We start from the raw sequence: 13,674 nt of genomic DNA, 5'->3' as shown, positions 1-13,674 counted from the left end.
CTGTCTGTATACCCGCTATTTGTTCGATGTGAAACCTGCCGCCTGACTTTCAAGGTAGTCGAGTACTCGCCGGTCGATTTTACCAGTCTCTTGTTGGCGCTCTTCGAAGTTTTCTGTATGATGGTATCGGTCTAAAGCTCGATCGACTTCTTCTTTTGACGACTGACCAGCTTGTATATAGGAAAGTTTCTCTAAATCCTTTGTCAGACTCTCATATTGCGCATCAGTCAGTTCCACTACATCCTCTTCTCGAGTCTTCTCAAAATACAGATGACGTAACTTCAATAAGCGCGATAATTCTTGCACTGGGTCTGGGTGATCATCCACACGTAAATCAATATAGCGATCTGTATAGCCACCGTAACTGCCATTTTCTTTGACCACCAACAAAGCAGCCGATTGGCGCCCCCTGCTATCTCCACCAGCTGCATCTCCAGCTAAAAGTGCTGCAAGTAACCGCTCAGGCAAAGGTCCTTCAGTCTGCTCAAATGTTGCTTCCATTTGCTCAACTACTTGCTGGCTCACTAATATATTCCCTTGAATCGCAAAGTTCTTTCCGGCTTTACCTCCAGCCCAGTCATAACAGTCTTCTCCGGTAAATGTAGCACTTTGACCCGTCGCGTCTACGATTCCAACCTGCCTCCAAACGGCATTGTCATCTTTCTTTGTGAGTTCTTCCACCACTTCGCGCGGAGAATGACCCTTTTCTAGAAGCTCTAATCCTTCTACACCGTAAGAAAGATTGGCAAGAGATTGCGTAGCCACTGCACCCACTCCTGCTTTAGCAAAAGGAACAACGGCTCCCACTCCTAAAAACTTGGATGCTACTGCTATTCCAAGTTCTTTAGTTTCTTCATCAAATCCTACAATTGAAAACGTCATATGTATAAACACTCTCCCATCTTCTTTTTTTCAGTGTAATCTGAACACTCTGTTTTTAAAAGTTAAATGGTTTATCCGTTTTGTAATCGGGTAAAAATAGAGTAGATGACAGATTAACTTTGGAGGGATTCACTAATGGCTATGAAGTACACAGTAGAAAATTCAGTACAAGCAAAGCAGAAGGTTGAAGAACTAGAAGCACAAGGTTATTCACGAGACGATATTTACTTGTTCGCACATTCAAAAGATCGAGAAGGTCATATCTCAGACGTTCTGGATACAGAAAAAGTTGGAGTTAGCGAGCAAGGATTCTTTAAATCCATGAAAAATGCGTTCAGTAAACGAGGAGATCAGCTTCGTAGCGATATGCACGCTGCCGGATTGACAGAGGCAGAAGCGGAAGCCGCAGAGCGAGAGCTAGATGAAGGGAAGCTTGTTCTCATCGTAAATAAATAGAGGGGCATCTGCCCACCATCTAAACTGCCTGCAACTGCGGGCAGTTTTCTTTTGCTAATTTCGATTTGAACACGTATACTTATGAACATACGTTCCCCTAAAGTCCCCCTAACTCTTATCTTCTGAAAGGAAACCTCCTAATGAAACCAGTAATCGTTGCAGAAAAACCCAGCCAAGCAAAAGCTTATGCGGATGCATTTAAAACAAAGAAACAAAAAGGTTATTATGAGATCTTGCCAGATCCTTTATTCCCTCAAGGCGCCTATTTAACCTGGGCAATCGGCCATTTAGTGGAGCTTCGCGAACCAAAAGAGTATGACTCAAAATGGACACGCTGGACATTAGGTTCTCTTCCTATCTTGCCAGATGCCTTTGAATATAAAGTAGCAAGAGGAAAGTATGAACAGTATAGTATCGTTCGGAAGCTTATGAAAGAAGCTTCTTTGTTAATCAATGCCTGTGATATTGACCGGGAAGGATCCAATATTTTTTATTCCATCCTTACTCTAAGTGGTGTTCGGAACAAACCGGTTAAACGGTTATGGATCAATTCGTTGGAAACGACGGAAGTGCGAAAAGGATTCGCAAGTCTTCACTCCAACGAGAGAGATTTACATCTCTACGCGGAAGCACGAACTCGCCAAAAAAGTGACTGGTTAGTAGGGATGAATGCCTCTCGGATCTATACTATACTTCTAAAGAAAAAAGGAGTAGCAACTGTCTTTTCGATTGGTCGTGTCCAATCCCCTACTCTATTTTTAATTTATCAGCGTGCTCTAGAAATTGAGAACTTCAAGCCGGAGCCTTTCTTCGAAATAGAAGGCTTATTTGATACAGGAACAGAGACATACAAAGGGAAAGCAAAAGTTAAAGAAAAAGAACATCACCTTGCTGCAGCCATTTTATCCGAGCACGGGATATCCGAACACACGAAGGTGCCCGCGCAAGTACTGGATGTTCAAGAGAAAGAAAAGCGACTAGCACCTCCGCAACTCCATTCTTTATCGAGCTTGCAACTTGCTGCTAATAAGAAATGGAAAGCGAGCCCTTCCGCTGTATTAAAAGCTGCACAAAATTTATATGAGAAAAAGCTAATCACCTATCCACGGACAGACACGCGACATATCACACCGTCTGAGTTTCAGTATTTAAAAGAGATAGCGCCAGACCTACAAACCTTTACCGGCTGTTCATTTCCACTGAATACTTTTCCGTCCAAACGGTTTGTAGATGCCAGCAAAGTTCAAGAACACTATGCGATTGTGCCAACACGAAAAATCCCTAAAAATACAAATCTAAGCGGATTAGAAAAAAATATTTATGAGGAAGTCGTCCGAACGACTCTAGGCATGTTTCATTCGTCTTATATTTATAAAGAAACTACCGTCACAACTAGCGTAAACGACTTATTGTTCTATACAAAAGGAACGGTCCCCTTAGACCTCGGGTGGAAACAGCTCTTTCCGCAGAAAGAGAAAGAAGACTGGCTGCCTGCTGTTCAAAAAGAGCAATCTGTAGAAGGGTCAGTGGCTATAACAGAAGGCGTAACAAAACCTCCGAAACCTTATACGGAGGGGCAGCTCATTCAAGTTATGAAAACTTGTGGAAAGTTTGTGGAAGACGAAGAAGCAGCTGCTCTTTTAAAAGAAGTTGAAGGATTAGGAACTGAGGCTACTCGAAGCGGGATAATTGAAACTTTAAAAAAGCAGGCCTATATTGAAGTCACGAAAAATGAAGTACAGATCACTGAAAAAGGACGGATCCTTTGTCAGTCTTTAGAAGGCACACTTTTAGCGAGTCCTACCATGACCGCAAAGTGGGAAAGTTACTTACAAAAGATTGGTCGTGGAGAAGGAAGCGAGACACAATTCTTGTCACAAATAGAGGCGTTTATAAAACAGACACTTGAAACTGTCCCAAGTCATTTAGAGACGAAACAGTTCGCCGCCCTCCCAGAAGAAGAAGAAGAAGCAGCAAGTCAAGCCATCGTCTGTCCTGCCTGCAAAGAAGGGAAAATCGTTTTGAAGAAGAGCTTTTATGGCTGTTCTCGTTATAAAGAGGGCTGTACTCAGACATTCCCATTACGTGTAGCCAGCAAGAAATTATCTCCCGCTGTGATTGAGATATTGTGTACGAAAGGACGTACCGGGAAGTTGAAAGGCTTCACTTCTAAGCAAGGGAAATCGTTTTCTGCACATTTAAAGCTTACAGATGGAAAGATCACATTTGATTTTTAAAAAACAGGCGTAGTAGAGTTACTTCTCTACTGCGCCTGTCCAGCTTGACATACCTTGCTCTACATTCGTTACTTGGTAGCCCTCTTCAGCTAAGATATCACTTGCTTGCTTAGATCGATTCCCCGATTGACAAACAATGACATAACTTTGTTCAGGATCTAATCCTTCGTAGTTACCAGCACTAATTTCAGATAAAGGCTTGTTCATTGCACCTGGAATATGACCTGCTGCATATTCATCCGCTTCTCGCACATCGACGACTAGTGCTCCTTGTTCTTGTTGACTAACCACGTCATTCAGTGCAATCGTTTCATAGGATGATTCATCATTAGAACATGCGACTAACAACATCATTAGAATGGTCACCACTACTAATAGTTTTTTCACTTCATTCACCTCTATTTTAAAATACCCAATAAGGTATAATGTTGTCTAGTAAAAAACTCTGCTCCTCACTGTGTAGGAGTCAGAGTTTTTCGTTATTTAAAGGCATCTTGCAAAATATAATAGGAAGGTTTCAACCTCTCTTGGAACGTAGGAATATTCCATGTCTCCCAAGTGTAGCGAGGCAGTTCCTGGCTTTCTCCAGGCAAGACAACTACTTCGCCATCTTCCGTTTCGACAATAGCTCCAATTCCGATAGATTCAATCACTTCACTCGCTTCGACCCCATCTTGGAAGACATCACCGATGACTTCTAGACGACTTGGATCACGGAACTGAAGCAGCAACCAAGGAATTCGAATTTCCACTCCTTCCTCACCAAACTCGTAATCTGCTAAAGAATTATAGTCTGGAGAAGACGGATTTCCATTTCCTCGAGTCAGCTTACCTGTCTCATAAAATTGAAACGGTTCTACTTTCTTTAACTCCGGATAGTACAATTGCTTATTTAACACGTAATAAATCGGTGTAAACTTTCCAGAATTCTTACGTCCCGTCGACACTGGTTCAATCATTTTTTGATCGTTGCCATACAAGTAATGGTAGAAGTCATAATAGGAGTCAATCAGTAGTCGAGACTCATCTCCGTCAAGCGATACTTGGAAGTCTATTCCTTCCTGGAACTTCACATCACGCACGGTTTTATTTCCTTGATCCGGAATGGTATCCAGCAGGATCTGAGCCAGGTCCGTTTCTTTGATTCCAAGTAGATTTAAATAAAGATAGGTTTCATCATGACTGACCTTCAACTCAACAGAAGATTTTTTTGTATGTGCCTCTTCCTCTGCCCAATCTTCAAAGTCTCCATCTACTTTCACCTTCATCGAATCAAAACTGAGTAATCCAAAATGCTGTTCATTTGTCTGCTGGTTCGACCAGTAAGGACGTCTTTCCGGATTGTCATAGTCCATCGTATTCCAAGTTCTCTTGAACCACTCATCCTGCCAACTGAATACAAGTCCTCCTAAATAGTCTTCCGCTAAAATGGTTCGGTAAAGTTTCGCAACGATTTCCCCTTGCTGCTCCTCTGTCACATTCCCTTGATTCCACCCGTATGGGTTAACATGGGTTCCACCACGAGAAGCGGGAATTCCAAATTCCGCTACTAAGACTGGCATCTTATGAGCTTTTTTCAAATCGTTCAGATAGCCTGCATAACTATTTTTCATGCCATCTTGATCCACGTACTCCCTGTAAGTTTTATCCACATTCAGGAAGTCTGGATAATACGGATAGATGTGGTACGAGGCAAACTGTCCGACCTTTTCAAGCTCTCCTTTTACAGAAACCACATTTGGATTCACACTAACCATGTCTTCGTTTTCAAGTGGTTCGGATGGATGATCTAATAAGTCCGTTGTTACCCAGTTCGTAAAACTAATTGGACGAATTTCATTGTAAGTATCCATCTCGTATTTGATGATATCATCCATATGTTCTGCGAGCCAATGTTCAAAAGGTGATGCCCCTTCTGTATAGACGTACTCGCCTTCATAGTCGCCAATATCTTTATTCGCTTCATTGGTTCCGATGACCATTTCAGGGTACCACTCAATCCCAATGATCCAACCAATCACGTAATCTGAGATGTCAGCATCATAGGTACCAGATGCATGCCCGACTTGAGGTAACACACGTGCATTTCCGTGAAGAATATTTACGATGTCCTGGTACTCTTTTTGGAATCGTTTCTGCGTCTCCTCATTAAATGCATTTTTCGTTTCCTCTAACAACTCTTCCTCTGCCCACACTCCGTGGAAGACGTAGAGTGGCGTGTCATGTTCTTCGTTGTATCGTTTTAGTGCTCGATAAAATCCTGGCGGATGTACAGTGTAAACACGGATCGAATTGGCATTCATTTCACCAATCTGTTGGAACCACCGGTAGTATTGTTCTTCAGAAATGCCAGCTTCACCTGGGAAATAGCCTGGTGCTCCCATACCAATATTGACTCCTTTGGCTGTAAACGATTGCCACTCACCATCTACTTTGACTTCAAATTCATCTTGCCCTATACGGGAATGGTAAGTAAGTTCTTCATTTCTTTTTTCAACATCACCTGGCAGTTCTTTTGCATTTGCTATTATTCGATCTAATTCATCCGTGAATGTAGACCAATAAAATCCATCACTTCTGTTTTTATAGAAAAATCCATAGACATCAGATAACGCATAGATCTGATAAAGTCCTGGCGGTGATTCTAATTCTTGAAAGTTCCCAGCCATATAAGCTGTGTGTACTTTCGGATGCGAACGCTCAATGATTCCCGGAACCTGCTGCCCATCCACTATGCCTTCAAGTTGATTCGTAACTTCATCGGGTAGACGGAACCAAAACGAAACCTCTTCATCAATCGATGCATCCATCACTTCAATCCATCCTTGGAAGTCACTTGTCACCCACTGCTCCTCGGTCCCTTGCTCTAGAGGCTCATCACTCGGCACAACAACCACTTGCTCTAATCGGTCATTTGTAAATATGTAACCAGCTCCACTATAATCCCAATTCTCCTGAAGTGCCAAAGTGGATTCAGGAATATCCGAATTCGAGCTCGATAGATCATCGAAATAACGGAAAACCCAGCCTGTTGAACGAGCGCCTGTAAAGTCTTCGATTTCTCTTTTTAGAAGCTCATCTTGTACTCCTAACCAATTGATAGGCTGCAACAGAACAAGTTTCTGTTTCTGTTCAGCATCAATAGCCGCATCCCACTTTTCTTGAGTCACGTCTTCAGGAAGTATCGAAAGTTCAAGAGGTGCAGAATCACCTTCCCACTTCACATGCTTGAAATACCAGTCCATTCCTTGGTACTGCTGCAAGTCTTCTCGAGTCTGTTCAGACGCCGAGACACCTGAGTTCCCTTGGAACAACCAAAACAAATAGGGCAGGCCAAAGATGCCTGCCACTAGTAGAATTAGAAGTACAAATCGGTTCATGATATACTCTCCTTCTTCTGAAAACCGGTACGCTCCATTTTCCCCCATTCTTTACGACGGAAAATAGTTCGAATCAGTCCTTCTAGTCGCCATAATAATGTTAACGGGCGGTACCAAAAGATTTCAGTTAATGCCATAATCAGCAAGCGGTAAATATCACGAATGCGCGGATAACGATTCACACTCCACGCTTCCATAAGAACGGAGCCCATCGAGAATACGCTTCCGTACAAAATTAACAACAGCGCCAGTAGAATAGCTATTTCAATGTATACATCTCCTGCAAAAAGAGCGAAGACCAAATAGATGTAGCCTCCAATTTCAATAATAGGTCCTAAAAATTCAATCAACCAGAAGTAAGGCATGGAAATCATCCCAACGGCACCATAGCGCGGGTTTAAGGTCATTCTCTTGTGACGCCACAAGCTCTCTGTCAATCCTTGATGCCAACGTCTCCGCTGTCTTCTCAACACAGAGAGTTTAGAGGGCACTTCCGTCCAGCAAACTGGATCTGGAACAAATTCAATTCGTTTCTTCTCCTTACTTTCTGCTAAAACCCTATGCAACCGTACGACTAATTCCATATCCTCACCTATTGTATTCTTGTCATATCCGCCAGCTTGCACGACCCATGACTTCGAGAACACAGAAAACGCTCCTGAGATAATCAATACTAAGTTGAATCGGCTAAGTGCAATACGTCCCATTAAAAAGGCACGTAAATATTCTACTGCCTGCATCACTACAATAAGATTGTTTGGAAGTGCCGGACTTGAAATCGCTCCATGCTCTACATACAACCCATTTGCAATTCGGACATTTCCTCCAGCTGCAATCACTTCTCCATTAGAGGCAACAATTGGCTTCATAATACGAAGAAGCGAACGTTCTTCTAGAATGGAATCTCCATCAATCGAACAGACGTAAGGGAATCTAGAAACATTGATTCCTGCATTCAGAGCATCTGCTTTTCCACCATTCAGTTTATTCACTAGGACTAGGTTTGGATGGATACTAGACTGGTAGATTTCTTGGATTTCTTCTGTGTCTAATTGTCTCCGAATGACTCGGTTGATTTTTTTCATTGCAAAGTACTGGACCATAATGTCTTTTGTGGCGTCTGTTGATCCATCGTTAATCACAATAATTTCAAACTGAGGATATCGAAGGCTGAGCAGAGAGCGAACACTATCCACTACACCTTTTTCTTCGTTAAATGCCGGGACTAGTATGGAAACAGGCTTCGAATAATAACTTGTTAAGAAATCATCATCCAGTTCTTCTTTATCTAGCTGGTATTCTTTTCGCAATTTGAGCAAGGACATGATTAACATCAAAGTATAAATGATGATGACACCGATCATATAAAGAATTAAAAATCTTCCGAAGAATACTAGGATAGCTTCCCATATACTCATAATGTGACCGTCTCCTCTTTCAACAATTGCTCGTCTATGATTTCTTTAGCAAAGCGATCTTCAGTAAGCAATTGATAATTTGTCAGAATCGAAATACCACCTTTTTGCTTGGCAATGGCTTTAGCAGCTGTGGAGCGCACCCACCAGCTCTCGTCTTCTAACAGAGGCAGCAGATAGTGCTGACTTTCACTTAAAGGAAACATGCCGACAATCCTTGATGCCAACATCCGCTCTTGCCAAAATGACGAGGATAGAAACGGAATGAACGGCTGAAAGTCGCGGATAAAGCCCATTAGTTCTAGTGACTTTAATATACGAATTCGTACTTCGGAAAGCTCTTCTTTCTCGAGCTGTTCAACAAAAAATTCTTGGTAGTGAATATAGTTTTTCTCTCCTACCACATCAATCAAAGCTAATTTGGAATTGTGTGGCAAGTAGTCGTAATTAGAAATCAATGCATCCAAATCTATTTGCTTCAACTTTAACAGAAGGGCACGATTTTGATGCTCTGAAAACTCAACTTCGTCTTGTTTTATAAGATCAATTGCGGTAGTTCTTCCTACAGTAATCTTTAGTAAAGACAAATAATACTTTTCTTCTGCATTTCGGACTTTTCGGTTACTCCACTTATCTAGATGCTTCTCTGCAAGTTCCACGAGACGAAAATCAATCACTCGATAAAGCCCATTCATACGATGACTCCACTCAGTACTCGCTAGCATCTTGCTGTAATAAGAGGTCATGTATCTTTCTGCGAACAAATAGATCTTTTCACGAGTCCCTTCTACATAGACGCTGTTTAGAAATTTCACAAGTAAGCGTTCTGCCGCTCGCTTTTCATCAAGCGTCTTAGGAACCATTTCTTCATTCCACTCTTGATTATAGAATAAGTAATTCATCCAATATGCTTTTGAACGTTCTACATAATTTTCCTCGTGACGCAAACGGCGTTTTTCTAGCAATCTCAAAATGGTCAAATAGATACTAAAAATCACTAGCAAGGTAAGGAGAATCAGTATGATCCACAACAATACCGTAGTTGAGATCCTCATTCAAACCACAACCTATCTATAGACCTTCTTAGAAGTGATTCAAACAATCTTAAATTAAATGGTTTATGAATCATCTCATCAATACCCATCTGATAGGCAGTAATCAAATTTTCTTCAGAAACACGGTCTGTTAACATAAAGATATGAAACTTCTGATTGCTTGCTTGGTTTCTTAAAAAATGAACAACTTCCATACCATTCTTTTTAGGTAAAACATCATCAAGAACAACAATGTGGGTATGTGCACTTTTATGCCACTCCGAGGATTCAAAAGCGAGTCCATCTTCAAATTGTTGCAATTCAATATCAAAATGATCCAATCGCATGGTAGAAATCGACCGTTTTAAGACATCCCGAATGATTGGTTCACCCACAACTAGACTAACTTTAATAGTGCTCTTCTCCCCCTTATCCCAAGGCCCATCTACATAATTTACAGTAGATGTCTCTTCTGTTTTCGGCATCGTTTTAATCATTTTTACTATTTCAATTAAAGACGTCTGAGGGTCACGCACCTCTGTAAAAAAAACATGATAAGGAGATGGGCCTTCAATACCAAAGTGGTGTTTCATACGTTTTAAGAAAGCTGCCACTTCTTTTTTGCCACTGTTGGGAAGAATCCCCCACCATCCAGCTTGATCCGTATCATGGAATACAACGTCAGCCTTTCTTATAAATCCGAGCACTTGCTCGTCTGAGAATTGCGCTTCCTTAGTTTTTGGAACTATGTGTACAATTGAGATGGGAGCCTTAGTTCTAGCTAAAGCACCTTGAAGAATATAAAAAATAGATTCCGCTTCATCAATCCAAAAAATTTTATTAGTCATATTGCAATCGCCTTCTTTTAGGAGAATTTTATACTCTCACATTAGCACTATATCCATCTATTAGATAGTCCTTTTACCTCTATTCTCAAATCATTTAATATGCATTTTAAAACCACTCTACTGTAAATAGGTAATTTGTCTTTTCTTCTTATGTAATATAATTTTATATACTCAATAAAAATTAGGAGTCTTCCTAGTTGTTTAAAAGTAAAAAAAGCCATAAGCGCACTTTCGATTATGGCTTTCTTGAATAGAATTAGTAGTTACTACGGTCTTGCATATTGTTTTCAGAACGACGATTTTCAATCTCCTCAACACGTTCCTCATGCTCGTGATTCCCCAAGCTGTCTTCAATAGCTGCAGGTTCGCGCCCTTCATCTTCCATCGCAGGTTCTAAATCACCAAACGCAGCTGGTCCTAAATTCGGATCTGCGCCTGGCGATTCAGCACCATAAGCACGCGACTGATCATAGGCACTAGGTTCGGTAGACTCAAACGTTACTTCTTTGTTGTCGAAAGTGGATTCAGTCGTTTCAAATGTAGGATTCGGTGTTTCAAAAGTTGATGATTCTGTTGTTTCAAACGTTGATTCTGTTGTTTCAAAACGCGGTTGCGCTTGCTCAAATGTTGCATGTTCCGTTTTCTGTTCTTCTGTCATTCGAGGCTCGATGTTGTATGCATCGTTTTCAACATGACCTTCACCTGAGTAAGCTTGCCCTTCATTTTTAAATAACTGACGGTTTTCCTCAGGAGTGTGCTCGCCTAAAGCGGGTTCATTATCCGTGAAGCGATTGTTGACGAATTCAGTTCCCACTGTGCCTGTGGTATCTCCATGATAAGACTCATAAGAATTGCCAGTTTCACCAAATGTATTGTAGTCATCTGAACGGAGTGCATGATCTACATAGAGAATGGCGCCTCCATTCGCCAAATCTGTTGCATAATGATCTCTTTCCGTTTGTTCCAAGTTCAAACGATGTAAACTTTCTGAAGTTGCATCTTCACCAGTAAAGAACGATTTAAAACGGTCCCAAAACGAACCAGCTTCATGCGTGTCTACATGAGTTTCAGTTGTATGTACCTGGAAACGGTCTGGGTCTTTCGTGACCACGTGAATATCTGATTCATTATATCCCTGGGCTTTTAAAGTTTCGATTTTTTGATTTAGTTCTTCCTGTGACCAAGCTACTTCTACGTGACGCTGATTGTCCATTTCGTTTTCCTCCTCGTAATGTTTGGTAATTTTTTTGTGTTATGAATGCTATTCCTTACTTTTCATTCTGTTAAACCTTTCCTAGAAAATGTCATGTTTGTCATGTAACTGTGATGTTTACTAGTTGTCGATGAGGGAAAAATACAACTAACAAATACTATTGAAGTTAAAAGGAGAGATTTTTTATGGCAACTCGTAACAATAAAGCATTATTAGCAGCACTAGGACTTGGAGCAGCATATTTAATGAGAAACAAACAGTCTCGAGATAAGCTAGCTAAACAATTTGAGAGTTTCTCGAATACGCCGATGAGAGGCCAAAAAAATGACGCTGACACTGTAGGTCAGGAAACTCCAGAATCGATGCGCCACCAAGGTCAGCCTGGGAAAGGCATTCTAGATGACTTGTTCGGAAAATAAAAAAAGGCCCTGGGCCTTTTTTTATTTTGATATTTACTTAGTATCTTCCCACTTTACTTCTGTTCCATCCTCAAACTCCACTTCTAATTCAAAATCTTGATAGTCTGTCACTCCAAAGGCTTCCGTTATTTTTGAGATAATCTCCTCCTGTGACATCTCAGGTGTCATCTCTAGGTTTGAGAAAATGGGATCTAGAGCTGTGCCTGCTTCATCTCCACCTAAGCTAGTATCTTCCAACTTATTTTGGTAATCAATTTCAGTTCCGGATCTCCCAGTCTCATAATCCACATCAATGGCATCATTGTCATCCGGAGTATCTATAGATAAGTCAAAGCTTGTAAAACCATAATTCGTTGGTGTTACCGATTCATTTGATTCAACTGGAGAAGAATCAGCTGGATCTGTCTCTACTGTATTGTCCGTTGCTTCTCCACAAGCTGTTAACAAAAGAAGGCTTACGCTAGTAACTACTGTTATCCATTTAAAATTTTTTGTCATGTGTCAATCATCCCTTCTATAGTCCAGATTAAATATAGTTTGCCCTTAATCTTTTTATGTTAAACTGAAGTCAGACATGTATACAGAAAGGAATGAAGAAAGTGGCTATGTTACAAGAAATCACTTCTCATGAACAATGGAAAGAACTTCTTGAACAATCAGAAGATCAACCATTCTTCATTTTTAAACACAGTACGACTTGCCCGATTTCAGCCTTTGCTCACAAACAAGTTTCAAATTTCGAAACTGATTTGCCTGTTTATTATGTGAAGGTCATTGAGAACAGACCCATTTCATTAGAAATGGCTGATGATTTAAATGTTCAACACCAGTCTCCCCAAGCTATCTTAGTTATGCACCGTTTAGCAAAGTGGGACCAATCACATTATGATATTACACAAGAAACGTTAGCATCCGCTGTCGATTTTCTCGTTTAATCAGGAGGCACTTATGGATCAAATTGTTCGCGTTAGTGACTACTTACAAGAAAACGCCGAGTCACTTGTCGATAAAATTGTTGAAGATGCATTAAAAAATGTAACTTTCGAAATTTCTCCAGAGCAATTTGAGATAGCACGGCAACAAAACGCTGAGTTCCTTCGTATGATGGCTCGCTCTTTCCCTGCTACGGATGAAGAAGCCGGAGATGAGCTTTTGAAATGGGCAGAACAACAAGGTGAGTCAAACTCTCAAAACATGGAGGAGTTCTCGAAATCGATTGAGCCTTTTGCTCAAAATCGCCTTGTCTATTCTAAACATATTGCTCAAGTGGCTCTTGATTTAGAAGTAGGGCCCGTTCAGATTGTTCGTATTATGAACCGGTTCAACTACTTATTAGATGTTGCAATGGTTCAGTCTATCAAGTCTTTCGAAAAACATCAAAATGAAAAACTAAAAGAGCGTCAGAAGTTAATCAATGAATTGTCTGCTCCTATCGTTCCTGTACAAGAAGGCGTAGCCATACTCCCACTGATTGGTATTGTGGATTACGACCGAATGACTTATATCTTAAACTATGTCATTCCTAAAATTCCGAAGATGGAGATTGATCACTTAATCATCGATTTCTCTGGTATCCTTACCATTGATACTGAGATCGCACAGCATATCTTCACATTGCACAATGTTTTGCAATTACTCGGTATTGATTTGTATTTTACAGGGATGCGACCAAATATCACTATGGCAATCGTTCAAGGAAACATTGATTTCTCAGATTTCCATACATTTGGGTCCGTTTTACAAGCTCTCGCAGCTATTGAAAAGAAAAAGTAAACATAAATAGAGTCTCC

At 40.8% G+C, this 13,674-nt stretch carries 13 protein-coding genes; 5 read left to right on the top strand and 8 right to left on the bottom strand.

Annotation, left to right across the window (positions count from 1 at the left end; all coding sequences use genetic code 11):
• Positions 1-15 precede the first annotated feature (15 nt).
• Positions 16-882: a DUF1028 domain-containing protein gene (locus tag CF394_RS10410; RefSeq protein ID WP_094943489.1), complete on the bottom strand. Its 867-nt coding sequence runs from the start codon at positions 880-882 to the stop codon at positions 16-18.
• Positions 883-1,017: 135 nt separating this feature from the next.
• Between CF394_RS10410 and CF394_RS10405 the strand changes: the two genes are divergently transcribed.
• Together CF394_RS10405 and CF394_RS10400 are read left to right on the top strand one after the other, a co-directional pair.
• Positions 1,018-1,338, top strand: coding sequence for a YflT domain-containing protein (locus tag CF394_RS10405; RefSeq protein WP_094943488.1), 321 nt, complete (start codon positions 1,018-1,020; stop codon positions 1,336-1,338).
• 140 nt (positions 1,339-1,478) lie between these two features.
• The gene (locus CF394_RS10400; RefSeq protein ID WP_094943487.1) at positions 1,479-3,575 is read left to right on the top strand and encodes a type IA DNA topoisomerase; all 2,097 of its coding nucleotides are present in this window, start codon (positions 1,479-1,481) and stop codon (positions 3,573-3,575) included.
• Between the two features lie 18 nt (positions 3,576-3,593).
• On the opposite strand, the gene CF394_RS10395 is transcribed toward CF394_RS10400, so the two are convergent.
• The 6 genes from CF394_RS10395 to CF394_RS10370 all read right to left on the bottom strand — a co-directional run bounded on the left by CF394_RS10395 (position 3,594) and on the right by CF394_RS10370 (position 11,465).
• The gene (locus CF394_RS10395; RefSeq protein WP_207761708.1) at positions 3,594-3,962 is read right to left on the bottom strand and encodes a rhodanese-like domain-containing protein; all 369 of its coding nucleotides are present in this window, start codon (positions 3,960-3,962) and stop codon (positions 3,594-3,596) included.
• 92 nt (positions 3,963-4,054) lie between these two features.
• Positions 4,055-6,955, bottom strand: a complete 2,901-nt coding sequence (locus CF394_RS10390; RefSeq protein ID WP_094943486.1) for a glycoside hydrolase family 113 protein — start codon at positions 6,953-6,955, stop codon at positions 4,055-4,057.
• Positions 6,952-8,373 carry a glycosyltransferase family 2 protein gene (locus tag CF394_RS10385; protein WP_094943485.1) on the bottom strand — a complete coding sequence of 474 codons (1,422 nt, stop codon included), beginning with the start codon at positions 8,371-8,373 and terminating at the stop codon, positions 6,952-6,954. The genes CF394_RS10390 and CF394_RS10385 overlap by 4 nt, the downstream gene beginning before the upstream one ends.
• The gene (locus tag CF394_RS10380; protein WP_094943484.1) at positions 8,370-9,425 is read right to left on the bottom strand and encodes a HEAT repeat domain-containing protein; all 1,056 of its coding nucleotides are present in this window, start codon (positions 9,423-9,425) and stop codon (positions 8,370-8,372) included. Before CF394_RS10380 ends, CF394_RS10385 begins: the two co-directional genes overlap by 4 nt.
• The gene (locus tag CF394_RS10375) at positions 9,422-10,252 is read right to left on the bottom strand and encodes a response regulator (protein ID WP_094943483.1); all 831 of its coding nucleotides are present in this window, start codon (positions 10,250-10,252) and stop codon (positions 9,422-9,424) included. Before CF394_RS10375 ends, CF394_RS10380 begins: the two co-directional genes overlap by 4 nt.
• 256 nt (positions 10,253-10,508) lie before the next feature.
• Entirely contained in the window at positions 10,509-11,465 is a 957-nt protein-coding gene (locus CF394_RS10370; RefSeq protein ID WP_094943481.1) for a YflT domain-containing protein, read from the bottom strand.
• Between the two features lie 185 nt (positions 11,466-11,650).
• On the opposite strand from CF394_RS10370, the gene CF394_RS10365 reads away from it, so the two are divergent.
• Positions 11,651-11,884, top strand: a complete 234-nt coding sequence (locus CF394_RS10365) for a hypothetical protein (RefSeq protein WP_094943480.1) — start codon at positions 11,651-11,653, stop codon at positions 11,882-11,884.
• A 33-nt stretch (positions 11,885-11,917) separates the two neighbouring features.
• On the opposite strand, the gene CF394_RS10360 is transcribed toward CF394_RS10365, so the two are convergent.
• The gene (locus tag CF394_RS10360; RefSeq protein WP_094943478.1) at positions 11,918-12,382 is read right to left on the bottom strand and encodes a YusW family protein; all 465 of its coding nucleotides are present in this window, start codon (positions 12,380-12,382) and stop codon (positions 11,918-11,920) included.
• 107 nt (positions 12,383-12,489) lie between these two features.
• Here CF394_RS10360 and ytxJ point away from each other — a divergent pair, with 107 nt between their 5' ends.
• Both ytxJ and CF394_RS10350 read left to right on the top strand, forming a co-directional pair.
• Positions 12,490-12,819 carry a bacillithiol system redox-active protein YtxJ gene (ytxJ, locus tag CF394_RS10355; RefSeq protein WP_243370822.1) on the top strand — a complete coding sequence of 110 codons (330 nt, stop codon included), beginning with the start codon at positions 12,490-12,492 and terminating at the stop codon, positions 12,817-12,819.
• Between the two features lie 13 nt (positions 12,820-12,832).
• Positions 12,833-13,657 (top strand): STAS domain-containing protein, encoded by an 825-nt coding sequence (locus tag CF394_RS10350; protein ID WP_094943475.1) that lies wholly within the window; start codon positions 12,833-12,835, stop codon positions 13,655-13,657.
• The last annotated feature ends 17 nt before the right edge of the window (positions 13,658-13,674 follow it).

The sequence above is a fragment of the Tetzosporium hominis genome (assembly GCF_002265435.1).
Lineage (GTDB): Bacteria > Bacillota > Bacilli > Bacillales_A > Planococcaceae > Chryseomicrobium > Chryseomicrobium hominis.
This window is presented reverse-complemented; position numbering and strand designations above follow the sequence as displayed.

What these genes read in the sequence shown, in the direction of transcription:
- CF394_RS10365 (WP_094943480.1), top strand. Translation starts at nt 11,651, where the DNA reads ATGGCAACTCGTAACAATAAAGCATTATTAGCAGCACTAGGACTTGGA.
- CF394_RS10390 (WP_094943486.1), bottom strand. Translation starts at nt 6,955, where the DNA reads ATGAACCGATTTGTACTTCTAATTCTACTAGTGGCAGGCATCTTTGGC.
- CF394_RS10410 (WP_094943489.1), bottom strand. Translation starts at nt 882, where the DNA reads ATGACGTTTTCAATTGTAGGATTTGATGAAGAAACTAAAGAACTTGGA.
- CF394_RS10380 (WP_094943484.1), bottom strand. Translation starts at nt 9,425, where the DNA reads ATGAGGATCTCAACTACGGTATTGTTGTGGATCATACTGATTCTCCTT.
- CF394_RS10360 (WP_094943478.1), bottom strand. Translation starts at nt 12,382, where the DNA reads ATGACAAAAAATTTTAAATGGATAACAGTAGTTACTAGCGTAAGCCTT.
- CF394_RS10375 (WP_094943483.1), bottom strand. Translation starts at nt 10,252, where the DNA reads ATGACTAATAAAATTTTTTGGATTGATGAAGCGGAATCTATTTTTTAT.
- CF394_RS10405 (WP_094943488.1), top strand. Translation starts at nt 1,018, where the DNA reads ATGGCTATGAAGTACACAGTAGAAAATTCAGTACAAGCAAAGCAGAAG.
- ytxJ (WP_243370822.1), top strand. Translation starts at nt 12,490, where the DNA reads ATGTTACAAGAAATCACTTCTCATGAACAATGGAAAGAACTTCTTGAA.
- CF394_RS10370 (WP_094943481.1), bottom strand. Translation starts at nt 11,465, where the DNA reads ATGGACAATCAGCGTCACGTAGAAGTAGCTTGGTCACAGGAAGAACTA.
- CF394_RS10350 (WP_094943475.1), top strand. Translation starts at nt 12,833, where the DNA reads ATGGATCAAATTGTTCGCGTTAGTGACTACTTACAAGAAAACGCCGAG.
- CF394_RS10385 (WP_094943485.1), bottom strand. Translation starts at nt 8,373, where the DNA reads ATGAGTATATGGGAAGCTATCCTAGTATTCTTCGGAAGATTTTTAATT.
- CF394_RS10400 (WP_094943487.1), top strand. Translation starts at nt 1,479, where the DNA reads ATGAAACCAGTAATCGTTGCAGAAAAACCCAGCCAAGCAAAAGCTTAT.